This window comes from Streptomyces sp. VTCC 41912 (assembly GCF_045799175.1).
GTDB classification, from domain to species: domain Bacteria; phylum Actinomycetota; class Actinomycetes; order Streptomycetales; family Streptomycetaceae; genus Streptomyces; species Streptomyces albulus_C.
Window position 1 is genome coordinate 96,725 of sequence record NZ_JBJMAB010000019.1, and the last position, 23,185, is coordinate 119,909.

The 23,185-nt window shown below is 73.0% G+C and carries 21 protein-coding genes, 1 tRNA gene and 1 other RNA gene; 7 read left to right on the forward strand and 16 right to left on the reverse strand.

What is annotated here, in order from left to right:
- Positions 1–345: 345 nt before the first annotated feature.
- The 9 genes from ACJ6WD_RS24735 to ffs form a co-directional block, all read right to left on the reverse strand.
- Positions 346–1,689 (reverse strand): hypothetical protein, encoded by a 1,344-nt coding sequence (locus ACJ6WD_RS24735; protein ID WP_407616504.1) that lies wholly within the window; start codon positions 1,687–1,689, stop codon positions 346–348.
- Positions 1,686–2,348, reverse strand: coding sequence for a SigE family RNA polymerase sigma factor (locus tag ACJ6WD_RS24740; protein ID WP_233660554.1), 663 nt, complete (start codon positions 2,346–2,348; stop codon positions 1,686–1,688). Before ACJ6WD_RS24740 ends, ACJ6WD_RS24735 begins: the two co-directional genes overlap by 4 nt.
- Before the next feature lie 743 nt (positions 2,349–3,091).
- Positions 3,092–4,231 (reverse strand): aspartate-semialdehyde dehydrogenase, encoded by a 1,140-nt coding sequence (locus tag ACJ6WD_RS24745; protein ID WP_331249819.1) that lies wholly within the window; start codon positions 4,229–4,231, stop codon positions 3,092–3,094.
- Positions 4,228–5,499 carry an aspartate kinase gene (locus tag ACJ6WD_RS24750; RefSeq protein ID WP_016573802.1) on the reverse strand — a complete coding sequence of 424 codons (1,272 nt, stop codon included), beginning with the start codon at positions 5,497–5,499 and terminating at the stop codon, positions 4,228–4,230. Before ACJ6WD_RS24750 ends, ACJ6WD_RS24745 begins: the two co-directional genes overlap by 4 nt.
- 339 nt (positions 5,500–5,838) lie before the next feature.
- Positions 5,839–6,501, reverse strand: coding sequence for a DUF5063 domain-containing protein (locus ACJ6WD_RS24755; RefSeq protein WP_233660552.1), 663 nt, complete (start codon positions 6,499–6,501; stop codon positions 5,839–5,841).
- Complete coding sequence (gene recR / locus ACJ6WD_RS24760) at positions 6,494–7,093, reverse strand: recombination mediator RecR (RefSeq protein ID WP_233660551.1); 600 nt, start codon at positions 7,091–7,093, stop codon at positions 6,494–6,496. The genes ACJ6WD_RS24755 and recR overlap by 8 nt, the downstream gene beginning before the upstream one ends.
- Positions 7,094–7,161: 68 nt before the next feature.
- Entirely contained in the window at positions 7,162–7,518 is a 357-nt protein-coding gene (locus ACJ6WD_RS24765; RefSeq protein ID WP_233660550.1) for a YbaB/EbfC family nucleoid-associated protein, read from the reverse strand.
- Positions 7,519–7,759: 241 nt separating this feature from the next.
- The gene (locus tag ACJ6WD_RS24770; protein ID WP_407616505.1) at positions 7,760–10,159 is read right to left on the reverse strand and encodes a DNA polymerase III subunit gamma and tau; all 2,400 of its coding nucleotides are present in this window, start codon (positions 10,157–10,159) and stop codon (positions 7,760–7,762) included.
- 44 nt (positions 10,160–10,203) lie between these two features.
- Positions 10,204–10,302, reverse strand: an RNA gene (gene ffs, locus ACJ6WD_RS24775) — signal recognition particle sRNA small type.
- A 120-nt stretch (positions 10,303–10,422) separates the two neighbouring features.
- Here ffs and ACJ6WD_RS24780 point away from each other — a divergent pair.
- A tRNA-Ser gene (locus ACJ6WD_RS24780) sits at positions 10,423–10,510 on the forward strand.
- 142 nt (positions 10,511–10,652) lie between these two features.
- Here the strand turns inward: ACJ6WD_RS24780 and ACJ6WD_RS24785 are convergent.
- Entirely contained in the window at positions 10,653–11,321 is a 669-nt protein-coding gene (locus ACJ6WD_RS24785) for a TylF/MycF/NovP-related O-methyltransferase (RefSeq protein ID WP_407616506.1), read from the reverse strand.
- A gap of 363 nt (positions 11,322–11,684) precedes the next feature.
- Here ACJ6WD_RS24785 and ACJ6WD_RS24790 point away from each other — a divergent pair, with 363 nt between their 5' ends.
- The 3 genes from ACJ6WD_RS24790 to ACJ6WD_RS24800 all read left to right on the forward strand — a co-directional run bounded on the left by ACJ6WD_RS24790 (position 11,685) and on the right by ACJ6WD_RS24800 (position 14,321).
- Positions 11,685–12,473, forward strand: coding sequence for a GntR family transcriptional regulator (locus ACJ6WD_RS24790; RefSeq protein WP_233660547.1), 789 nt, complete (start codon positions 11,685–11,687; stop codon positions 12,471–12,473).
- Between the two features lie 3 nt (positions 12,474–12,476).
- Entirely contained in the window at positions 12,477–13,235 is a 759-nt protein-coding gene (locus ACJ6WD_RS24795) for a glycosyltransferase family 2 protein (protein ID WP_407616507.1), read from the forward strand.
- 120 nt (positions 13,236–13,355) lie between these two features.
- On the forward strand, positions 13,356–14,321 hold the full coding sequence (locus tag ACJ6WD_RS24800) for an FkbM family methyltransferase (protein WP_233660546.1): 966 nt from the start codon (positions 13,356–13,358) through the stop codon (positions 14,319–14,321).
- A gap of 42 nt (positions 14,322–14,363) precedes the next feature.
- Here the strand turns inward: ACJ6WD_RS24800 and ACJ6WD_RS24805 are convergent, their stop codons facing one another.
- On the reverse strand, positions 14,364–15,614 hold the full coding sequence (locus ACJ6WD_RS24805; protein WP_016575962.1) for an amidohydrolase family protein: 1,251 nt from the start codon (positions 15,612–15,614) through the stop codon (positions 14,364–14,366).
- Positions 15,615–15,837: 223 nt separating this feature from the next.
- Between ACJ6WD_RS24805 and ACJ6WD_RS24810 the strand changes: the two genes are divergently transcribed.
- Complete coding sequence (locus ACJ6WD_RS24810) at positions 15,838–16,287, forward strand: DoxX family membrane protein (RefSeq protein WP_376440769.1); 450 nt, start codon at positions 15,838–15,840, stop codon at positions 16,285–16,287.
- Between the two features lie 55 nt (positions 16,288–16,342).
- Here the strand turns inward: ACJ6WD_RS24810 and ACJ6WD_RS24815 are convergent, their stop codons facing one another.
- The 4 genes from ACJ6WD_RS24815 to ACJ6WD_RS24830 form a co-directional block, all read right to left on the reverse strand.
- Complete coding sequence (locus ACJ6WD_RS24815; protein WP_407616508.1) at positions 16,343–16,855, reverse strand: hypothetical protein; 513 nt, start codon at positions 16,853–16,855, stop codon at positions 16,343–16,345.
- 101 nt (positions 16,856–16,956) lie between these two features.
- A complete protein-coding gene (locus ACJ6WD_RS24820; protein WP_376440796.1) occupies positions 16,957–18,969 on the reverse strand; it encodes an ABC transporter ATP-binding protein in 2,013 nt (670 codons plus the stop codon).
- A 219-nt stretch (positions 18,970–19,188) separates the two neighbouring features.
- Positions 19,189–19,380: a hypothetical protein gene (locus tag ACJ6WD_RS24825; protein WP_233660541.1), complete on the reverse strand. Its 192-nt coding sequence runs from the start codon at positions 19,378–19,380 to the stop codon at positions 19,189–19,191.
- Positions 19,381–19,636: 256 nt separating this feature from the next.
- Positions 19,637–19,813: a hypothetical protein gene (locus tag ACJ6WD_RS24830; RefSeq protein WP_233660540.1), complete on the reverse strand. Its 177-nt coding sequence runs from the start codon at positions 19,811–19,813 to the stop codon at positions 19,637–19,639.
- A 329-nt stretch (positions 19,814–20,142) separates the two neighbouring features.
- Here ACJ6WD_RS24830 and ACJ6WD_RS24835 point away from each other — a divergent pair, with 329 nt between their 5' ends.
- Both ACJ6WD_RS24835 and ACJ6WD_RS24840 read left to right on the forward strand, forming a co-directional pair.
- The gene (locus ACJ6WD_RS24835) at positions 20,143–21,345 is read left to right on the forward strand and encodes a histidine kinase (protein WP_407616530.1); all 1,203 of its coding nucleotides are present in this window, start codon (positions 20,143–20,145) and stop codon (positions 21,343–21,345) included.
- Positions 21,333–21,989 (forward strand): LuxR C-terminal-related transcriptional regulator, encoded by a 657-nt coding sequence (locus tag ACJ6WD_RS24840; RefSeq protein WP_407616509.1) that lies wholly within the window; start codon positions 21,333–21,335, stop codon positions 21,987–21,989. Before ACJ6WD_RS24835 ends, ACJ6WD_RS24840 begins: the two co-directional genes overlap by 13 nt.
- 33 nt (positions 21,990–22,022) lie before the next feature.
- Here ACJ6WD_RS24840 and ACJ6WD_RS24845 read toward each other — a convergent pair whose 3' ends face one another.
- Entirely contained in the window at positions 22,023–23,033 is a 1,011-nt protein-coding gene (locus ACJ6WD_RS24845; RefSeq protein WP_407616510.1) for an Lrp/AsnC family transcriptional regulator, read from the reverse strand.
- Between the last annotated feature and the right edge of the window lie 152 nt (positions 23,034–23,185).

Sequence of the window (23,185 nt, forward strand, 5' to 3'; positions counted from 1 at the left end):
GGCCCGCCCTGCACGGCCGCACCGCCCCCTCCCCTCCGCCGCCGGACCCGCGCGCCCCGTGCCGCCGCCGCTCGTCGGCGCCCACGGCAGCAGACCGCTCCCGACGCGCGCCCAACAAGGTGCCCGCACTCACCGCGCCACCGCCCGGACCACCACTGGGACCACCACGCGGACCACGACCCGGACGGCCCGGCGCACCGAGCGGCACACCGACCACGCCACCGCGCACCAAGCCCCGGCGCCGCCCCATTACGGCAGAGATCGGCCACCACACAGCCCAGCCCCGGCAGCGACCGGCCACGGCGCGGCGCGGCCACGACCTGGTCCGACTACGGCCTGGTCCGGCTACGACGTCGCCAGTGGTGCCGTGCGGTACACCGTGCCGGCGCACGCGTCCGCGATCTTGACGTCGGCCGCGACGGGCTCGCCGGCCTCCGGGGTGTGGGTCAGGAGCACGCCGCTGCCCGCCGCGCCGCCGTCCCCGGTGCCGGTGTCTCCGCCGGCTTGGCCTTCCGTGCCGCCGCCGCTCGTCGCCGCTGCGGCCGGTGACTCTCCGGGCGCCTTGGACGGATCGGGCGTCGGCGACGGCCCCGGGCTGACGCATCCGGTCGGCCCGCCGCCGGCGGCCGGGATCCAGGCGAACTTGACCTCGTACGCCTGCCCCGGCTTCAGCACCAACTGGTCGGGGGTGGTCGCCGGGTCGGGCAGTCCTGGGGCGTCGTCGCCCGAGGTGTGGTCGACGACGTGGACCTTGTCCGCCTTGGTGGAACCCTGCGGGGTGAGGTCCACCGTCCCGCCGCCCTGCACGGAGCAAGCGGAAGCGGAGGTGTTCACCACCCGGAACGCGCCGTAGACCCGTCCCGAGGAGTCGGCCGGGCCGACCGTGCCCGTGCCCTTGCCGAGTTGCTCGCGTCCGCAGACCGGCGAGGTGACGTCCATGGTCGCGTCGGGAGCGGGCGTGCCGACCCCGGCGCCGGCTCCCGCGCCGGGCATCGCGGTGCCCTTGCCCGCCGTGTCCGGCGGGTGGTCCGTGCCGGGCTTGCCGCCGCCTCCGCCGCTCGGGCGGGTGCTGGCCCGCTCGGTGCCCTCGCCGTATCCGCCGCTGGTGTCCTGCTCGGCGGTGCGGCTGCTCGCGGCGTTCGCCGGCCGGTCTCCGGGGGCGTCGCTGAAGCTCGCCACGTGGACCATCGCCGGGATCGCCGTACCGCCGAGCAGCAGCGCCGCGGCCGCGCCGACCACGGCGTGCCGGCGTCGTTGGCGGCGGGCCGGAACGGCACGTCGCAGGTGCTCCAGTGCGTCCGGTGCGGGTTCCAGATCGGCGACGCGGGAGTGCAGCAGGCGCCGCAGTTCGTCTTCGCCGCCGAAGCCGGAACGCGTCCCAGGGTCGGTTCCGAATCCAGAAGGGGAACGGGAACCGGACCTGGAAGCGGAGCCAGCGGCTGGCGTCTCGCTGGCCGCGGCGCCGCCGGCCCGGGAAGCCGGACCGCTGCCCGCACCTGCCTCGAAGTCGTCGTGCCGGCCGTCCTGATGCGCCTCGCCGGCCCCGGGAACGGTCTCTCGTCCCCAGCCGCCGCGGGTCTCTCGGGGTTCCCAGGGCTCCCGGGCGTCCCGCCCCTCCCGGGGGTCCCCGTCGCCGCGGTGGCCCCCGTCGTGCCCGGTGTTTCCCCGGCTGGATCCTGCCGCACTCACGCCGGAGCCTCCATGGCGACGCGAAGCGCCGCGATGCCCCGCGAACCGTACGCCTTGACCGAGCCGAGCGATATTCCCAACGTCTCCGCGACCTGGGCCTCCGTCATGTCGGCGAAGTACCGGAGCACCAGCACTTCCCGTTGACGGCGCTGCAGCCCGCGCATCGCCTTGATCAGCTCGTCCCGCTCCAGCAGGTCGTAGGCGCCCTCCTCGGCGCTCGCCATGTCGGGCATCGGCTTGGAGAGCAGCTTCAGCCCGAGGATCCGGCGGCGCAGCGCGGAGCGCGAGAGGTTGACGACCGTCTGCCGCAGGTAGGCCAGGGTCTTCTCGGGGTCGCGCACGCGGCCGCGGGCGGAGTGCACGCGGATGAAGGCTTCCTGCACGACGTCCTCACAGGAGGCGGTGTCGTCGAGCAGCAGCGCCGCCAGTCCGAGGAGGGAGCGGTAGTGCGCGCGGTAGGTCTCGGTGAGGTGGTCGACTGTGGTGCCGGCTGCCATCGCGTCGTCAGTGTCCCCACGCTGCGTCGACAACTGCGCGGGGCGCACGGCGGACCAGGGGGCGATCACCGGCATGCCCCCGGAAGCCCGTGGGCGCTGCGGGCGCACTGCTGCGCCTGCTGCTCCCGCCGGGGCGATGGTGAATCCGAGTACCTCTGCCACGCCTGTTGGACACGCTTCCCCCCAAAAGGGTTGTACGCGCAAGGCACCGCTTGTGGCGATGCGTCAAATGCCCTCATGCGCACCAGCTCTTTCCAAACACCCCAATTGCCCTGATACGACCACCTTGACGCGATCGTCCCGCCACCCCAGGGCTCCAGGAGTGGCCCGCGAACACCACGGACACCCCCGAGGGACGACCCGATAAGACGCCACCCACCGGCCGCCGGTTGCAGCATCGCGGGAAACGAATGATCGAACAGAACATCAGCCCAGATCAAGTGACACGGACGAGCGCCCCCCACACGAAATCTTCACACGTCCCACAAAGTATGTCGTAGGCGGCCGGCCCCTCGCAGCCACTCCCGCCAACTACCGCACCCACAACCGAATCCGCAGGTCACAGCGCCACCAGCAAATCGCCATCAAAGCGACAACCAGCAAAAATCAACTGGAGGCCAGGGGCCGGAAATCGAAAAAGGGAGGCGGGTAATGGGAATGCGATCCCCCGCCCAAAGGGCCGGCTCCCGAGCCCCGGCAACCGCCGGGCGAAATCCGCAATGCACCAACCGAGAACCAACGGCCAAACAATCCGAACGAATCGAGCGAACCAACCGAACCGGGCAAGTCGAACCGATGAAACGGATCACACGGACCGAGCAGACGAAGGACCCCGTGGAACCCGAGTAGACCGTGGACACCGAGGCCCCCGAACACCCCGAAGCCCCCGGAGAATCAGCCGCCTCCTAAGAGCCGACCGCCCCGCGGCCCTGTCCCCGCATCTCCCCCGCCACCAACTCCCCGATCTGCGCCGCGTTCAACGCCGCGCCCTTGCGCAGGTTGTCGCCGCACACGAAGAGTTCCAGGGCCCGCGGATCGTCCAACGACCGCCGTACCCGCCCCACCCACGTGGGATCGGTCCCCGCCACGTCCGACGGGGTCGGGTACTCGCCCTCCGCCGGGTCGTCGCAGAGCACGACGCCGGGTGCGGCCGCCAGGATCTCGTGCGCGCCGGCGACCGAGACCTCGTTCTCGAAGCGCGCGTGCACGGCCATCGAGTGTCCGGTGAGCACCGGAACCTGCACGCAGGTCGCGGTGACCGGCAGTTCCGGCAGCCCCAGCACCTTGCGGGACTCCTCGCGGATCGCCAGCTCCTCCGAGGACCAGCCGTCCGCCTGGAGCGATCCGGCCCACGGCACGACGTTGAGGGCGAGCGGCGCCTGGAACGGCCCGAGGGTGTCGCCGACCGCCCGTCGCACGTCGCCCGGTGCGGCGCCCAGTTCGGTGCCGGCCACCGCCGAGAGCTGCGCCCGCAGGGTGTCGGTGCCGGCCCGCCCGGCGGCCGACGCGGCCTGGTACGAGGAGACGACCACGTCGCTGAGTCCGTACTCGGCGTGCAGCGCGCCGAGGACGACGATCATCGACAGGGTGGTGCAGTGCGGGTTGGCGATGATGCCGCGCGGACGGATCCGCGCGGCGCACCCGTTGACCTCGGGCACGACGAGCGGCACGTCCGGGTCCGCCAGGAACGCGCCCGAATTGTCCACCACGACCGCGCCCTTGGACACCGCGACCGGTGCCCAGTGGGCGGCCACCTCGGGCGGCACGTCGAAGACCGCGACGTCGACGCCGTCGAAGGCGTCCTCACTCGCCGCGACGACCTCGACCTCCTCGCCGCGCACGGTCAGCTTCCGGCCGGCCGAGCGGGGTGAGGCGATCAGTCGGATCTCACCCCAGATGTCGGCCCGCTCGGAGAGGATGCCCAGCAGGACGCGGCCGACGGCACCGGTGGCACCGACGACCGCGAGGTGCGGCTTGGCAGCCGGGCGGGCCCCCGCCCCCGCCGAATCGGCGAGGGACGGGCGGCCTGCCTCGGCCGGAATCATCGCCCGGTGCCGCCGTAGACGACTGCTTCGTCGGTCTCGCTGTCGAGGCCGAAGGCGCTGTGCACCGCCTGGACGGCCTCGTTGACGTCATCGGCACGGGTGACGACCGAGATGCGGATCTCGGAGGTCGAGATGAGCTCGATGTTCACGCCCGCGTTCGACAGCGCCTCGAAGAACGTCGCGGTGACGCCGGGGTTGGTCTTCATGCCCGCGCCGACCAGCGAGATCTTGGCGATCTGGTCGTCGTAGCGGAGCGAGTCGAAGCCGACCGCGGCCCGGGTCTTCTCCAGCGCGGCGACGGCCTTGCGGCCCTCGGCCTTCGGCAGGGTGAAGGAGATGTCCGTCAGACCGGTGGAGGCCGCCGACACGTTCTGGACGACCATGTCGATGTTGACCTCGGAGTCGGCGATGGCACGGAAGATCCGCGCGGCCTCGCCCGGCTTGTCCGGGACCCCGACGACCGTGACCTTCGCCTCGGAGGTGTCGTGTGCGACGCCCGAGATGATCGCCTGTTCCATCGGCCTGTCCCCTTGCGGTTCGTTGCTGACCCACGTGCCCTGCAGCCCCGAGAAGGAGGAGCGGACGTGGATCGGGATGTTGTAACGGCGTGCGTACTCGACGCAGCGGTGCAGCAGCACCTTGGAGCCGGAGCTGGCCAGCTCCAGCATGTCCTCGAAGGAGATCCACTCGATCTTCCGGGCCTTCTTCACGACCCGCGGGTCGGCGGTGAAGACGCCGTCGACGTCGGTGTAGATCTCGCAGACATCGGCGTTCAGGGCGGCGGCGAGCGCCACCGCGGTGGTGTCCGAACCACCGCGCCCGAGCGTCGTGATGTCCTTCTTGTCCTGGGACACGCCCTGGAATCCGGCGACGATGGCGATGTTGCCCTCGTCGAGGGACGCCTTGATGCGGCCCGGCGTGACGTCGATGATCCGTGCCTTGTTGTGCACGGAGTCAGTGATCACACCGGCCTGGCTACCGGTGAAGGACTGCGCCTCATGGCCGAGGTTTTTGATCGCCATCGCCAACAGGGCCATGGAGATCCGCTCTCCGGCGGTCAGCAGCATGTCGAACTCGCGTCCCGACGGGATCGGGGACACTTCCTGCGCGAGATCGATCAGCTCGTCCGTCGTGTCGCCCATCGCCGAGACCACGACGACAACCTGGTTGCCGTTCTTCTTGGCCTCGACGATTCGCTTGGCAACGCGCTTGATGCCCTCGGCATCCGCAACGGATGAGCCGCCGTACTTCTGCACGACAAGGCCCACGTGCGCTCCTCGCAACTGTCTCTGCGGGAGGGGGTCCCTCCCGGACCCCCGGAAATGGGGGTACTGCGGTCGGCTCAGTCTAACGAGCGGGCGGAATACGCCCCGCTACTACCACATCGTGAGACACAAAACCCACGCTTCGATCAACTTGCCCACCACGGCTTCGCCCTTGCAGACGTGCGGTGAACGTGTCGAACGCGGTCGGTGAACACCGTGTCCCTCGCCGGTCCAGCGCGGTGCTCCGTCGCACCTGCTCGGCGTGCGCCTGCCCGCTTCCACACCGGGCACACGGAAGGTAAGCCAGGTCACACCGCCGCCCCGCGCCGGCGCGGGGCGCCGTCAGACCCGGCGCAGCCCCAGCGGGCCGGCGATCTCGGCGGCCATGACCTTGCCCGCCTCCTCGGCGAGCCGCTCCTCGTCCCCGTCGGCGCCGCTGTCGGTGTCCAGGCCGTCGAGGGCGTCCAGCGGCTGGTCGAGGCGGACGTGGGCGACCAGCGACTGCAGCGCCCGGAGGGCGGCCGAGGCGGTCGGGCCCCAGTTGGAGAGGTAGGAGAACTGCCACCACCACAGGGCCTCGGTGACGCGGCCGGCCCGGTAGTGCGCCAGCCCGTGCCGCAGGTCGGTGATGACGTCCGCGAGGTCGTCGGAGATCCGGCAGGCCACCGGCTCGCTGCGCGGCACGTACGGGTCGAAGACCTCGGAGTACACGTCCACCGGGTCGAGCAGCACCGCGAACCGCTCGCGCAGCTCGTCCACGTCCGGCTCCGGACCGGTGTCCGGTTCGTACCGCTCGTCCGGGAGGATGTCCTCGTGGGCGCCCAGCCGGCCACCGGTGAGCAGCAGCTGGGAGATCTCCAGCAGGAGGAAGGGCACCGCGCTGTCCGGCTCGTCGCCCTTGGCGACCTCGGTCACCGCGACGATGAAGCTCTCGATCGAGTCGGAGATCGAAACGGCGAAGTCGTCAGGGTTCTGTGTCGTGTCATGCAGCGTGGCGTCAGACATCGAGAAGTCTCCTCCCTTCGAAGGCCCGCCCGAGCGTGACCTCGTCGGCATACTCCAGATCGCCTCCGACCGGCAGCCCACTGGCCAGTCGCGTCACTCTGAGGCCCATCGGCTTGATCATGCGGGCCAGGTACGTGGCTGTCGCCTCGCCCTCCAGATTCGGGTCGGTGGCCAGGATCAGCTCGGTGACCGTGCCGTCCGCGAGCCTGGCCAGGAGTTCCCGTATCCGCAGGTCGTCGGGGCCGACGCCCTCGATCGGACTGATCGCTCCACCGAGGACGTGGTAGCGGCCGCGGAACTCCCTCGTCCGCTCGATCGCCACGACGTCCTTGGGTTCCTCCACGACGCAGATGACCGCCGGATCGCGCCGCGGGTCCAGGCAGACCCGGCACTGCTCCTCCTGTGCGACGTTGCCGCACACGGCGCAGAACCGGACCTTGGCCTTGACCTCCATCAGTGCGTTCGCGAGCCGGCGGACATCGGTCGGCTCGGCCTGAAGGATGTGGAAGGCGATCCGCTGCGCGCTCTTGGGACCGACGCCGGGCAGCCTGCCCAACTCGTCGATCAGGTCCTGAACCACGCCTTCGTACACGGAACGTCTTCTCTCTCTTCTGCCGTGCTGCGCACGTTAGTTGGCTACGTACGCTAGTTGGCTACTCCTCAGAAGGGGAGGCCGGGGATGCCGCCGCCTGCGCCGCCCAGCGCCTGGGCGAGCGGGCCGAGCTTCTGCTGCTGGAGCTTCTGCGCCGTGGCGTTGGCGTCGCGGACCGCGGCGAGGACGAGGTCGGCGAGGGTCTCGGCGGTCTCCTCCGCGGAGTCGGTGTCGATCGCCTTCGGGTCGATCACCAGCCCCTGGAGCTCACCGGAACCCGTCACGGTCGCCTTGACCAGGCCACCCCCCGCGGAACCCTCCACGGGCGTCTGCGCCAGCTCCTGCTGGGCGGCCGCGAGATCCTGCTGCATCTTCTGGGCCTGCTGGAGCAGCTGCTGCATATTGGGCTGACCACCGGGGATCACGACATGACTCCTGCCGTACGACAACGTTTGGTGCGGTAGCCCGAGCCTACGTGTTTCCCGCGCCCGGCGCCCTACGCCGCAGGGAGGAGCACTGATGTGCGCCGTACGCCCCTGGGACGGGCCGGCGAGCGCCCTGGCGGCCGCGCGGGCGCGCACCGCGTCCGCGCCGTGACGTTCCGCCACCGACCCGGCGTCCACCGCCGGTCCGCGCGGACACCGCCGCGCGTCCGCCACCGCACGCTCAGTTGTTGTCGAACTCGTCCAGGACGGTCGCGCCCAGCTCGCGCACGATCAACTCGTGTCCGCTCAGCGCGGAGTCGACGAGGTCCGGGTCGTCCTCCGCCGGCATGTCGTACTCGATGGACATCGGGGGCTCGGGCGCGTACGCGGGCTCCGCCGCCGGGCCGCCCTGGCCGCCGGTACCTGGTGCGGCGGACACCGCCTCGCGCGCCATCCGGGCGCCCTGCCCGCCGCCACCGGCCCCGCCGCCGCCCGCCCCGTAGGAGTCGGGGGCTGCCGGGGCGCTCTGCCGGACCGGGGCCTGCGCCGGGGGCTGCGGTGCGCCGCCCCCGCCGCCGAAGCCGCCCCCGCCGCCGCGGGCACCGCCGGACGGCGGGTTGGCGCCGCCGGACGGGTCGACGATCGCCTCGACCCGCCACTGCACCTGGAAGTTCTCGGCGAGCACGTCCTTGAGGACGTCCTCGCTGCCGCCGTTGGCGAAGCTGTCCCGGGCCCCGGCGTTGGGGAAGCCGATCTGCAGCGTGGTGCCGTCGAAGCCGGAGACCTGGGCGTTCTGGCTCAGCAGGATCCAGGTGAAGCGCCGGCGGCCCTTGACCGCGTCCAGGATCTGCGGCCAGAGCTGCCGCACCTGGGCCGCGCCGCCGGACAGCGCCCCGCCGCCGGCCGCCGGCTGCGGGGGCCCCGCGGGAGCGGGAGCCGGGGCGGGCGCGCCGCCGGGCGCGCCGGCGGTCGGCGCGGGCGCACCCGCTCCGGTCCCGGACCCCGCCGGTCCAGACCCCGCCGGTCCGCCCTGTCCCGGCGTCGCGGCCGACGGCCAGCTGCCGGGCTGCCGCGCGCCCTGTCCCGGGCCCGCCGCCGCACCGGTGCCGGCGCCACGAGTGCTGCCGGGCCACGCTCCGGGCCGCGCCGCGCCGCCCTGCGGAGCCGCCGCCGGCCCGGCCCCCTGGCCGCCCGGCGCACTGCTGTGGACCTCACCGACGTCCGCAACGGGCCCGGGTGCCGCGGGTGCCTCGCCCGGGGCCGGTCCGCCCGTCGTCCCCCGCACCGCGGCCCGCGCCGCCGCCGGGCCGGACGGTCCGGCGGCCGGCATCGGCGGATGGGCCTCCGGCCCCGGCGCGTAGCCCACCGAGGGCCCGCCGGACTCCAGCACCGCCCCACCGGGGCCGACGCCACCGACGCCGCCGACGCCGCCTGCGGTCCCCAGCCCGCCGCCGCCCACCGCCGCGGCCGCCGCCCCGGCGCCGATCCCGCGCTCCAGGCGGTCCAGCCGTGCCTGCACCGACCGTTCGTCGTCGTACGCCGCCGGCAGCAGGACCCGGGCGCAGATCAGCTCCAGTTGGAGCCGCGGGGACGTCGCCCCGCGCATCTCCGTCAGCCCGGCATTGACCAGATCGGCGGCGCGGCTCAGCTCGGCCGCCCCGAACACGGACGCCTGCGCCGTCATCCGCTCCACGACGTCGGCCGGGGCGTCGATCAGTCCCTTCTCCCCGGCGTCCGGCACCGCCGCCAGGATCACCAGGTCCCGCAGCCGCTCCAGCAGGTCGGCCACGAACCGCCGCGGGTCGTTCCCGCCCTCGATGACCCGGTCGACGACCTCGAAGGCCGCCGCCCCGTCACCGGCCGCGAACGCCTCCACGACGGAGTCCAGCAACGATCCGTCGGTGTACCCCAGCAGCGACGTCGCCATGGCGTATGTCACACCGCCCTCGCCGGCACCGGCGAGCAACTGGTCCATCACCGACATCGAGTCCCGCACCGACCCGGCACCGGCCCGCACCACCAGCGGCAGCACGCCGTCCTCGACCGGGATCGCCTCCCGCCCGCACACCTCCGCGAGGTACTCCCGCAGCGTCCCGGGCGGCACCAGCCGGAACGGATAGTGGTGCGTACGCGACCGGATCGTCCCGATGACCTTCTCGGGCTCGGTCGTGGCGAAGATGAACTTCAGGTGCTCCGGCGGCTCCTCGACGACCTTCAGCAGGGCGTTGAACCCCGCCGAGGTCACCATGTGCGCCTCGTCGATGATGTAGATCTTGTACCGGCTGCTGGCCGGGCCGAAGAACGCCTTCTCCCGCAGCTCGCGCGCGTCGTCGACACCACCGTGCGACGCCGCGTCGATCTCGATCACGTCGATCGAGCCGCGGCCGTTGCGCGCCAGGTCCACGCAGGAGTTGCAGGTCCCGCACGGCGTGGGAGTGGGACCTTCCTCACAGTTCAAACAGCGCGCAAGGATCCGCGCGCTCGTCGTCTTGCCACAGCCGCGCGGCCCGCTGAACAGGTACGCGTGGTTGACCCGGTTGTTCCGCAACGCCTGCTGCAGCGGGTCGGTCACGTGCTCTTGCCCGATGACCTCGGCGAAGGTCTCGGGGCGGTAGCGGCGGTACAGCGCAAGGGACGACACGCATACGACGATATCGGGCCCCGCTGACATCCGGCCCGTCCCCAAACGCAAGCGCCCCCCACGCACCCGCCAGAGCCGACCTACCCTTGCTGCCTTCCGGCCCTGGGGGAGTTCAGTCAGATAGCGCCACGTGAGGGGCTGCGCCCCACATTAGCGGATCCCCGGCCCAAGAAACGACCCGACCCCGCACCGGGCCTTCCTCCCGACCCCCTCCCCCGGATCGTGTTCGCGAGCACTCCCCAACGTCTTGTATTGTTTGCGGCGGAGGATTCGCCTAGTGGCCTAGGGCGCACGCTTGGAAAGCGTGTTGGGGGCAACCCCTCACGAGTTCGAATCTCGTATCCTCCGCCAGTGCCTTCACCGGGCACGATGTCGAAGGGCCCCACCGTTCGCGGTGGGGCCCTTCGGCGTTCCTCGGTCCTCGTCGTCCTGGTTTTTTTCGTCCACGGCGGATGGCGCCGGGGTCTTTTCGGGGTGTGGCCCGGGGCGGTGGTCAGTGGAAGGGGGCGGTGCGGTCCAGGTGGCGGTAGACGCCCAGGGCCCAGCCGGCGTCGGTGGCGGCCACGGCGACGGGGGTGGGCGCGCCGAAGAACTCCTCGCAGGCGCGCAGCACGCCGGGGGACGTGGGTCGCGCCGGGCAGGAGGCGTCCGCGTAGTCGTCGATGACGAGCACGGCACCGGGTGACAGGCGCGGTACGCAGGCGCGCAGGCAGGCGAGCGTCGAGGCGTAGCGGTCGGCGTCCACGTAGCCGAACGCGATGCGTTCCGGCAGGTCGTCGGGGAGCGTTCGGTGGAACCCGCCTTCGTGGATGACCGGTTGGGGCAGTCCCCAGGTGTCGTGCAGGCCGCGCACGTCGGCGGTGCGGGCGGTGGACGCCTCGGTCTCCGGGTGGTCGCCGTCGTGCGCTGCGGTGGCCGGCCGGCCCTGGAGGGCGTTGTAGGTGTGGATCACGCGGTCGGAGGACCCCTGCACCTCCAGGACGGCCCGCATCCAGGCCGTCATGCCGCCGCGGAAGCAGCCGAACTCCACCACCGCGCCGGGGACGCCGGTGGCCACCACGCGTGCCAGTTCCCGTTCCACCACCGGCATCCGCCCGCGGTCGACGGTGCGCGGCTGCTCCCCGAGCAGGGCCTCCCGCAGTGCCCCACGAACGTCCGTCATGTCTCACCGAACCTCTCCGCCATAGGGACGTGCCGCCGCTCGACGCCGGGCGGGGCACGGTGCTCACTCGGCATGCATGGACCGGGGGACGCGCGCAGAAACGCACCGACCGGGGTGGGGTGGTGGTGCGCGGGGCGTGGCGTGCGTGCGTCCCGTCGGTCGTACGCCGTCGGGGGTGGGTTCGGGGTGGGTTCGGGGCGGGGTTTCGGCCTGCGTGGTGGGTGTCCGGTGGGGGCGTGGGCGGGGTCGTCCTGAGGTCTTGAGGAGTCGTAGGCTGGAAGGAGTCGGATGATCCGGCGGGGGCGACCGGTCGGCGGCCCGGGCCGCCGGGCCGGAGCGTCGGGCGACGGAACGGTGTGACCCATGGCAGTGGCGTACGAGCGGATCGCGGACGAGCTCCGCACGGCCATCCGGGCGGGTCGGCTGGGGCCGGGAGAGCGGTTGCCGGCCGAGACCAAGCTCGCGGAGCGGTTCGGGCGCAGCGTGCCGACGGTCCGGGAGGCGCTGCGTGCGCTGCAGGACGAGGGGCTCCTGGAGAAGCGGCACGGGGTGGGCAACTTCGTCCGCTGCCGGCGCACCCTCGCGCGGCGCACCAATCTGCGGCACCAGTGGGAGAAGGACCGGGCGCGCGCCCCCTTGGAGCGGCGGGCGCAGACCGGGGCGACCGAACACGACACCGGCCTGCGCGTCGAGGACCTCGTGTTCCGGGCGCGGTACCGCGAGGTGGCCGCGCCCGCGGGCGTCGCGGAGGTGCTGGGCGTGCCCGAGGGCACGGCGCTGCTGGAGCGCCGTTACCGCACGCGGTGTGCCGTCGAGCACGCTCCGTTCAGCCTGGTCACCTCGTACCTCGTGCACGACATGATCGCGGGTAATCCCGCTCTGTTGGACGAGCGCGAGGAGCCGTGGCCGGGCGGCTCGCAGAGCCAGCTGTACTCCGTCGGGATCGAGGTGGACCGCGTCGAGGAGCATGTCACCGCCCGGCCGCCGACGCCGGAGGAGGCCGACGAACTGGAGCTGCCGCCGGGGACGTCGGTGCTGGTGCTCCGGAAGGTCTCGTACGCCACCGACCGGCGCGTCGTGGACGTCTCCGACGTCATCCTGCCCGGCGACCGCACGGAACTGGTCTTCACTACTCCCCTGGAAAGGTGGTGAGCCGTGCGTCGGCGCATCATCATCGTCACGGCCGTCCATGCTCCCTCCGCGACGTACTTGCCGGACGCCTACGCCTCGTTGCGGCAGCAGGAGCTCCCGGACGGGTGGGAGTGGCGCTGGGTCGTCCAGGAGGACGGCACGGGTGCCGAGGTCGCGCCGTACGTCCCGGACGACCCTCGGGTGACGTTCCATCAGGGGCGCCCGGGTGGGCCGGGGGTCGCGCGCACCATCGCGCTGGCGCGGGCGGAGGGCGAGTACGTCAAGGTGCTGGACGCCGATGACCAGTTGACGCCCGGCGCGCTCGCCCGTGACCTGGCCGCCCTGGAGGGCGATCCCGGTATCGGCTGGGCGACCTCGCGCGTCCTGGACCTGCTCCCGGACGGTTCGACGGTCGGTTTCGCCGGGGATCCGGCGCCCGGGCCGGTCGAGCGGGGCGCGGTCCTCGACTTCTGGAAGGCCCACGACTACCGGGCGCCGGTCCACCCCGCGTCGCTGTGCGTGCGCCGGGACCTGCTGCTCGCGTTGGGGGGCTGGATGGCCCTGCCGGCTTCCGAGGACACCGGGTTGCTGCTGGCGCTGAACGCGGTGAGCCGGGGCTGGTTCTCCTCCGAGGTGGGCCTGCTCTACCGGAAGTGGCCCGGGCAGGTGACCGGTCAGGCGTCGCACACCGACGCGGGCGAGCGGGACGCCCGGATGGCCGTGGTGGAGGCCCGGGCCCGCCAGTTGGCCGGTTTGGACTGGCGCTATCCGGACGGTCGCTGACGGGTTTCGGCCGGGTTCGATCGGATCCGGTCGGGGGGTGTCCGTGCTGGCCAGGGGCCGGTTTGCGGGGTGGTCGAGGGGCACTTGCCGTTCGTCGGGCGCTCTCGTAGCGTCCTGGTCATGTCTTCCGTCCGGCTCCGCCCCCCGCCGTCCGAGACGCACCTCGTGCCGCCGCCGTGGACGCCGCTGCTGCTGGCGTCCCGCTGGTGGGTCCGCCACGGGTGGGGCCTGGGGCTGAAGCGGTTGATGCTGCGCGAGTGGCTCGACGTGGGGTTGCAGCAGAACCCGCGGCGCGACCGGGTGGTGCGCACCCGCTACGGCTTCCGCGTGCGGGTCGGCACGACCGAGGACCTGATCCAGCGCTCGATCCTGGTGCACGGGTGCTGGGAGCCGCACGTCAGCGCGTTCATCGCGGGGCGGTTGACGCCGGGTTCGGGGCTGGTGGACGTCGGGGCGAACGTGGGGTACTACTCCCTGCTCGCCGCGCAGTTGGTGGGTCCACAGGGCCGGGTGGTCGCGGTCGAGCCCGCCCCCGACACCCACGCCGCGCTGCGGGCCAACCTCGATCTGAACGGCTTCTCCCAGGTGCGGACGGTGCGGTGCGCCGTCACGGCGGAGCCCGGCGAGGTGCGGCTGTTCGTGCCGCACGCGGGGAACCTGGGCGCCACGAGCGTGATCGAGCCCGAGCGGCACACGGCGGAGCTGCGGGTGCCGGGCCTGCCGATGACCGAGGCGGTGACCGAGGAGGAGCTCCGGCGGGCCCGGATCATCAAGATCGACGTCGAGGGGGCCGAGGGGACGGTGCTGGCCAGCCTGGTGCCGCTGCTCGACGACCTGCCGGCGGACTGCGAGATCGTGGTGGAGGTCAGTCCGGACCGGCTGGCGGCCTGCGGGACGACCGCGGGCGAGGTCCTGGCGCCCTTCCTCGCCCACGGCCTGCACCCGTACCGCCTGGTCAACTCCTACATGCCGGAGGACTATCCGGTGATGTTGCGTCGGCCGCGGCCACCGGTGCGGGTGCGCGGCCCGGTGACCGAGCAGATGGACCTGGTCCTGTCCCGGGTGGACGCCGACGTCCTCGCCTGACCGGCCCGGTCCGGCGCCACCGGACGGCAGGGCGTCAGGGCGTCAGGGCGTCGCCCCGGCCGGCCGGCGGTCGCGGTCGAACGGCAGGTCCAGCATCCGGATCGCGTTGCCGCGGAGCAGCTTGTAGGCCACGTCCTGGGGGAGGTGGCCGACGTGGTCGGCGGCCACCTCCTTGGTGTGCGGCCAGGTCGAGTCGACGTGCGGGTAGTCGGTCTCGAAGGTCGCGTTGTCCACCCCGACGGTCTCGATCGCCTCGACGCCGTGCTTGTCGCGGAAGAAGCAGCAGAAGATCTGCCGGTAGTAGTAGGTCGACGGCGGCTCCGGGATGAGGTCCTTCACGCCGCCCCACGCCCGGTGCTCCTCCCAGACGTCGTCGGCCCGTTCCAGGGCGTAGGGGATCCAGCCCATCTGGCCTTCGCTGTAGGCGAGTTTGAGTCGCGGGAACTTCACCAGCACCCCGCTGAACAGGAAGTCCATCATCGAGGCCATCGCGTTGTTGAAGGAGAGCGATGCCTGTACGGCCGGCGGGGCGTCCGGTGAGGCCGCGGGCATCTGCGACGACGACCCGATGTGCATATTCACCACCGTCCCGGTCTCCTCGCAGGCCGCGAAGAACGGGTCCCAGTAGCCGGAGTGGATGGACGGCAGGCCCAGGTAGGTGGGGATCTCGCTGAAGGTGACCGCGCGGACGCCGCGCGCGGCGTTGCGCCGGATCTCGGCGACGGCGAGGTCGATATCCCACAGGGGGATCAGGCACAGCGGGATCAGCCGGCCGCCGCTGTCGCCGCACCACTCCTCCACCATCCAGTCGTTGTAGGCGCGGACGCAGGCGAGGCCGACCTCCTTGTCCTCGGCCTCGGCGAAGGTCTGGCCGCAGAACCGCGGGAAGGTCGGGAAGCAGAGCGACGCCTCGACGTGGTTGACGTCCATGTCCGCCAGCCGGGCCTTGGGGTCCCAGCAGCCGCGCCGCATCTGGTCGCGGGTGATGCCGTCGAGCGTCATCTCGTCGCGGGAGAAGCCGACGGCCGCGATGATGCGCTTGTACGGGAAGAGCAGTCCCTCGTACTCCCACCAGTCCGTGGTCTGGCCTTCGGGGTCGGTGGTGAAGCGGTACTTGCCGCCGACGTAGGCCAGCTCTCCGATGCCGGCGGTGAACGGTTTGGGGCCGCGGTCGCGGTACTTCCGCGGCAGCCAGGTCTCGAAGAGGTGGGCCGGCTCGATCACGTGATCGTCGACGCTGATGATCCTCGGAAGCTCCGCGGTGCCGCTGGTGCCGGTGTTGCCGCTGGTCACGCTTTACCCCCAACTGCCGTGCCGGTGAGTCACGCCGGTCCGGAATCTGACGACCCATCAGTTCGGAGGTTAGGAGGTCGCCCCCGCATCCACAAGGGAGGGCCGGAAACTCGACCCCTTGCGCGATCGCCCGACCTCCGCTGAACTGACGCACCATCAGAAACGTGGCTCCGCGGAGACACCAGGCAGCGGACACACCAGGGAACTGAGAGGGGCAGCTCGCATGCACACGATCTGGCTCACCGGCGCCGAATGGCTCGCCGTCCTCCGCATAGGTCTCGGGCTGTGGTGGCTGGAGAGCTGGCGCCACAAGGACAAGAAGAGCTGGTTCGCCGGCGGCGGCATCACCTGGGCGGCGGGGGTCGCGGCCGAACACCGCTGGAGCGTGGTGCGGACCGGCTTCGACCGCGTCGTCGCACCCCGGCCGCGCCTGATGGCGTATCTCGTCGCCTACGCCGAACTCGCCCTCGGACTCGGCCTGATCGTCGGCCTGCTGACGCCGATCGCCCTGGTCGCGGGGCTGCTGCTCAACCTCGTCTACCTCGTGCTGATGATCCACGACTGGGCGGAGCAGGGCCAGAACCTCATGATGGCGCTGGTCTCCGCCGTCGGCTTCTTCGCGATGTGCTGGCAGGGCTGGTCGCTGGACGCGGTGTTGGGATGGTTCGCGTGAGGCGCCGGGCGCACCCGCCGGCACCTCGCCGAGGGAGGTGCCGGCGAGGCCGGGCTCACATCCAGCCCGCCGCCTCCGCCGCCGCCACCGCCGCCGCCTCGGCCGCGTCCGCCGTGCGGTTCAGCGCCTCGTCGCGGCCTCCCGCGGTCCGGGCGGCGGCCGCGCCACCGGCCATGGACGCCGTGAGCGCGGCGCGGTGCGCACGCTCCGCGAGGTCGCCGGTCCCGGCCCGGTCCTGCGCGGCCTTGGCGACGACGGCCGCGGCCGCGGCGGCGTTCCGCGCGCAGCGGGCGTCGGCCGCGGGGTCGAGCGGCTGCTCGGGCAACCGCGCGAGGGCCTGCGCGGACAGCCGGACGGCGTTGGCCGCCTTCGCGGCGGGGTCCTTGGGCACCACCTGCGCGGCGTCCTCGGCGATCCCGGCGTAGCGGCACATGGCCGCGGCGCGGGCGACCGCGCTCCGGCCGCGCGCGAGGTGCCGCCTGCGCAGCTCCGGTGGGGCTTCGTCGAGGCGGGTGGTGCCCGTGGGGGATGCGGTGTGCTGCGGCTCGCTCTCGCGGGGTGCGCTCATGGCCGTCTCCTCGTCCGTCGCGCCCGGGTTCTGGGCGCCGGCAGGGTGCCACGTCGGCCGTGAAGTCGCCAGGGCGTTGGGATGGGGGGCGGCCCGCGCGGCTACTTCTTGCCTTCGAAGAGCTGCGCGTACAACCCGTCGCGGAGCAGGAGTTCGGTGTGGGTGCCGGATTCGACGAGGTCGCCGTCGTCGAGGACGAGGATGTGGTCGGCGGTGGCGGCCAGGTCCAGGTCGTGGGTGATGACGACGGTGGTGCGGCCGGCGGCCAGGCGGTGGAGGGGGCCGAGGATGCGTTGCGCGGCGAGGGTGTCGAGGCCGGTGGTGGGCTCGTCCAGGATGAGGACCGGGGCGTCGCGGAGCATGGCGCGGGCGATGGCGATGCGCTGGAGCTGGCCGCCGGAGAGGGCCGCGGTGGCGGGGGCGATGACCGTGTCGTAGCCGTCCGGGAGGGCGGTGACGAAGGCGTGGGCGTCGGCGGCCCGGGCCGCCTGGACCACTTCGTCGTGGGTCGGGGTCGGGTCCTCGCGTCCGCAGGCGATGTTGTGCTCGATGGTGTCGTGCAGGACGAGCGTCTCCTGGGGCAGCAGGGTGATGTTGCGGCGGAGGTCGGCGAGCCGGAGGCGGTCGACCGCGATGCCGTCGAGGCGGACGGTGCCGGCGTCCGGGTCGTAGAAGCGCAACAGCAGGGCCGCGAGGGTGGACTTGCCGGCGCCGCTGGGCCCGGTGACGACCAGGAACTGGCCGGGGTGGGCGGTGAAGGTGAGGGAGTTGACGGCGTTGTGGTGCGGGGAGCTCGGGTAGCGGAAGGTGACGGCCTGCGCGGTGACCTCGCCGTGGGCGCGCTGCGGGAACGGGGTGGTGCGGGCCGGTTCCGGGTCGGTGACCGCGGGGCGGGCGTCGAGGACCTCCAGCAGGCGGTCGCCGGCTGCGGTGGCGGCGGTGGCGGTCAGGCCCAGCTGGCCCAGGGAGCGGATCGGCGGGTAGAGGTAGCCGATGAAGGCGGCGAAGGCCAGCAGCTCGCCCAGGGACATCCGGCCGGCCGAGATCTCCCAGGCGCCGAGGCCGATGATGGCCAGCACGCAGAGCGTCTCCAGGACCTCGATGAGCTGGGTGTAGAGGGCGTTGAGGCGGGCGCTCGCGACGGAGGCGCGCAGCCAGCGGCGGGCCGCCCGTCCCAGGCGCTGCTCCTCGTCGTGCTGGCGGTTGTACGCCTGCGTCAGCACCACGTTGACCAGGGTCTCCTCGACGACGGAGGTGAGGGCGCCGTCGGCGGCGCGCTGGCGGCGGGAGACCTCGCGCAGCCGGTTGGTGAAGCCGCGGGTGGCGGCGAAGAAGATCGGTGCGGCGACGAAGGTGGCGAGCGCCAGTTCCCAGCGCAGCCAGAGCGCGGCGGCGCCGTAGAAGAGCGTGCTGAAGACGGCCGCGCAGGCGCCGACCAGGCCGGTCACCACGAGGCGTTCGATGGCGTCGACGTCGCCGGTCAGCCGCTCCAGCAGGTCGCCGCGGCGGTTGCGTTGGAAGAAGTGCGGCGGCAGCGTCTGGAGGTGGGTGAAGACGCGGGCGCGCAGGCGCAGCAGGAAGCGTTCCGCGGTCCAGGCCGCGACGGAGTTGCCGAGGTAGCCCACGATCGCGCCGAAGACGGCGACGCCCAGCCAGATGCCGGCCGGGTGCCAGAAGGCGCTGACCGAGCCCCTCGCCAGGGCCTGGTCGGTGAGTTGGGCGAAGAGCAGGATCGTGACGGTCTCGGCGAGGGCCGCGAGGACGGCGCACATGATCACCAGCACGAGCCAGCGGCGATCGCCCTGGGTCAGCGGCCAGAAGCGCCGGAACGCCTCCACGGGGCCGACGTGCCGGGTCGCGATGGGCACCTCGTCGGTGGGGAGGTGGGCGAGGAGTTCGACGTCCGCCGGGTGCGAGCCCGGCCGCGGTGCGGCTCGGTGCGCCCCGGAGGGCGGGGCGTCGACGGGTGGACCGGGCGGTGGGGCGTCGGTGAGGGTGGCCGTCCTCGGCCCGCGCCCGCGGGACGTCATCGCCTCGCGGTCGGTGGCCGTCGCCGGCCCGCGGCCGCCGTTGGCCTTGGCGCCGCGGATACGGCGTGAGCTGCGTAGATGCATGGTCACTGGGTGCGTGCGGACGGGCCTGGCGAACCGTGGCACGGCAGCCTACGAGGCCGGCTCGCGAGTGTTGCGCGAGCCCGCCTCGGGCTGTGTATCAGGTCACTAGGCCCGACTCACATGTCTTGTCTGTGGTCAACAACTGTCGTGCGATATCGGTGACAACAGATCAACTGTCGTGCTGTGATCGGTGACAACAGATGATGACAACGGATCAGGTCAGAACCTACCGATGACGAAGAAGCCGCCGCGTCCGTAGCCGCCGCGCCCATAGCCGCCGCGTCCGTAACCGCCGCGTCCGTAGCCGCCGTAGCCTCCGTATCCGCCGTAGCCTCCGCCGCCCCAGCCGCCGCCGCCGTGCCGGCCGCGGTCGTCCCAGCGGTTGCGGGGGTAGAACGCCCTGAAGGTCATCTCTGCCTCCTGTGATGGGATGTCGCCGCGGCTTTCCGGACCGTGCTCTGGTGGCGATTCGGTGCGCCCGTCGGGGTGTTCCCCTGTGGGTCGTTCCGGCGGTATGTGCTCGCCGCGACACTTCCGACACTACGTCGGACACCCGGGCGCAACAAGTCCTTTTACGTGAAAATTCAGGCATTTCGGGCGCTTCACGGAGGGTGTCGGGGCGCTCGCCTGCGGTCCCCGCGACGCGGCTCCGAAACCCGGATCCGCCTCACGGGCGCCGTCGGGCCCGCAGCAGCAACAGCGCCGCGGCGCAGGCGAGGACGACGGTGCCGGTGCCGACGCTGAGCAGGACCTGCTGGACGCCGTCGAAGGCAAAGCTGGTCGAGACGTTGACGGCGACGGCGAGCGTCAGGACGCACCAGAGCAGGGCTTTGAGGGCGTTCATCGGGGGTGGTCGTTCCTTCCGGGCGGGGCGGTTAGAGGGCCTGGGGCCGGGGCGCGGGCGGGGCGCGACGGCGTCGCGCGCGCCGGGTCGCCCGGCGGGTCGCCCGGCGCCGACGCCGCGTCAACGGCGGGTGACCCGGTGCGTTCGACCCGTCCACCACGATGCCCGGCGCACCGACCGGCGACGAGGGAGCGCGCACCCGGATCGGGGGTGTAGCAGGCCCCACCCCGGGGCGCGACGGGCACCGGCGCGGCCCCGGAACGCGGCCGACCGGGCCCGCGGCGACCGGCGGGCGTCGCTAGCCTGTGCGTATGGGGGGCGGGCGGACGATGGGGGCGGTGGTGCGGCGCGCGGCGCGCGCCACCGGCCAGTTGGGGCTGGCGGCGGGGCTGTCGCTGGTGTCGTACCTGTTCTTGGCGGTGCTGTTGTTCACCGCCGTGGCGACGCTCATCGTGATCGGCGCGGGGGTGCTGCCCGAGACGGTGCTGATGCTGCGCGGGCTGGCCGGGTTCAAACGGCGGCGGGTGGCGGCCTGGACGGGCGTGCCGGTTCCCGCGGCGTACCTGCCGTTGCGCGGCGGGCTCGGCGCGCGGGTGCGCACGGCGCTGACGGATCCGGGAACGGTGCGCGATCTGCGGTGGCTGGTCGTGCACTTCGCCCACGGCTGGCTGCTGGCGTACGCCTGCCTGCCACTGTGGCCGCTGGGCCTGGTGGTTGACGGGGTGTGGTGCGGCCTGATGGGGCGCCGGGCGGTGGTGCTGCCGTTGATCGCGCGGCTCGCCGACCTCGACGCGGCGTGGTCGCGGGCGCTGCTGACGCCGACGCCCGAGGCGCTGCAATCCCGTCAACTGGCCGCCCGCGTCGAGGAGCTGACCGCCACCCGGGCCGGTGCGGTGGCCGCGCACGGCGCCGAGCTCCGCCGCATCGAGCGGGACCTGCACGACGGCGCCCAGGCCCGCCTGGTGGCGCTGTCGATGCGGCTGGGTCTGGCCCGACGGTTGTACGACGCGGATCCCGAGGCCGCGCGCAGGCTGCTGGACGACGCCCAGGACCAGGCCGAAGGGGCCCTCGCCGAGCTGCGGCACGTCGTTCGCGGCAGCCACCCGCCGATCCTGACCGACCGTGGACTGGCCGGTGCCGTACGGGCCTTGGCGGCCGGCAGCGGCCTGTCGGTCGAGGTGCGCGCGGACGGCCTCGCCGCGGCGCCGCGCGCCCCGGCCGCGGTGGAGGCCGCCGCGTACTTCGTGGTCGCGGAGGCGCTGACCAACGCGGCCAAGCACAGCGGGGCGGACCGGGCCGCGGTCGAACTCGCCCGCACGTCAGGCGCGTTGCGGGTCCGGGTGCGGGACGAGGGGTGCGGCGGAGCCCGGACGGGCGCCGCCGCGGCCGGGGCGGGTTCCGGGTCCGGCGCCGGCGGCACCGGACTGCTCGGGATGCGCCGGCGGGTGGCCGCCCTCGACGGGACGATGGATGTGGCGAGCCCGGTCGGCGGGCCGACCGTGATCGAAGTGGAGCTGCCGTGCGCGTGGTGATCGCCGAGGACAACGCCCTGTTGCGGGAGGGGCTGGTGCTGTTGCTGACCTCCGCCGGGCACGAGGTGGCGGCCGTCGCGGCCACCGGCCCGGAGGTCCTGCCGGCCCTGCTCGCGCACCGCCCGGACGTGGCGGTGCTGGATGTGCGGATGCCGCCGGGCTTCCGCGACGAGGGACTGCGGGCGGCCCTCGCGGCCCGCCGGGAGGTGCCCGGACTACCGGTGCTGGTGCTGTCGCAGTACGTCGAGGAGACCTACGCCGCCGAGTTGCTGGCCGACGGCGCGAGCGGGGTCGGCTACCTGCTCAAGGACCGGATCGGCCGGGTGGACGCCTTCTTGGACGCCCTCCAGCGGGTCACGGCCGGCGGGACGGCGCTGGACCCGGACGTGGTGACCGAGTTGCTGGCCCGGCGGCGCGACGATCCGCTGGACTCGCTGACGCCGCGCGAGCGCGAGGTGCTCCACCTGATGGCGCAGGGCCGGGACAACGGCACCATCGCGCGGCTGCTGGTCGTCTCGGAGCGGGCCGTCAGCAAGCACATCGGCAACGTCTTCGCGAAGTTGGGGCTGCCGCCGAGCGACAGCGGGCACCGGCGGGTGCTGGCCGTCCTCGCGTACCTCGACCGGAACCCGGAGCGCGCGTGAGGGCGCCGCCCGGGAAACGTCCGGGCCGGGACCTCACTCGCTCGCCGCGGCCCCCCGGCCCTGCTCCGTCACCACCCCCGCCCGCTTGTACGTCCGCAGCAGCAGGGCCGCCTCCGCGGCCGTGACGCCGTCGAGCGGGGCGAAGACGCGGGCGGTGAAGGCGTGCAGGTCCTGGGCGGAGCGGTGGCTGGAATACCCCTGGACGTTGCTGTGGCCGGTGGTGAGGACGAGGTGGCGGACTTCGGGCTCGCGGGCCAGGCGGCGCACCGCGGCGTCCAGCGCCCGGTGTTCGACGGTCAGCCGGAAGCGGGCCTCGACCGGGAAGCCGAGGACCTCCGGTTCGGCGTGCAGCCGCAGGTGCAGGATGTGCGAGTCCATCAGCCGGGCCAGCCGGCGCCGGGCGGTGGTCTCGCCGACGCAGAGTTCCTGCGCCAGGCGGGTCATGGGGGCGCGGGCGTCGCGTTCCAGGAGGGCCACCAGGCGCCGGTCGAGTTCGTCGATGGCCGGCGGCGGGGGCAGCGATCCGCCCTCCGCGATCCGCCGCCGGGTCGCGGTGGGCTCGTCCCCGTACGGGTCCCAGTCGGTGGCGGTCAGCAGCAGCCGCAGCACGACGGCGGTGTGGATGCCGGTGACGCCGGGGATGCGGGCGATCGGCCCGTCGACGAGGGAGAGCAGCTGGTCCGGGCCCGGCACGATCATCTCGGCGACCACCTCGGACGCGCCGGTGGCCACGTCCACCGCGCGCACGTCCGGCCGCCGGGCCAGCGCCTGCGCCGTCTCGTGCAGCCGGCCGGGGGCGCAGCGCACCGCGAGTTCGACGACCAGGCCCTCGCCGAGGTGCTCGGGCACCAGGAAGGCGGTGAAGCGGACCAGGCCGGCGGCGATCAGCCGGTCCAGGCGGCGGGCGACCGTCCGCTCGTGCACGCTCAGGCGCGCCCCGACGTCGGCGAAGGCGGCGCGCGGCTCGCGGGCCAGGAGGCGGATGACGGCATGATCCAGCTCGTCCAAAAGCTCCACGGCGCCGGCCGTGATGTCTGAATCCACCGATGATCACCTCTGGGATGCGGGTTTCGGGCCACCTGAGGGTCACATATGGACGAGGGTACGGCGTTCCCGCCACATTGATGCCCTGTTTCCGCCAGCGACGATTTTCCGCCATCCGGCGGCCCGCCGCGGAGGCTCCTCGCCCCGGCCGC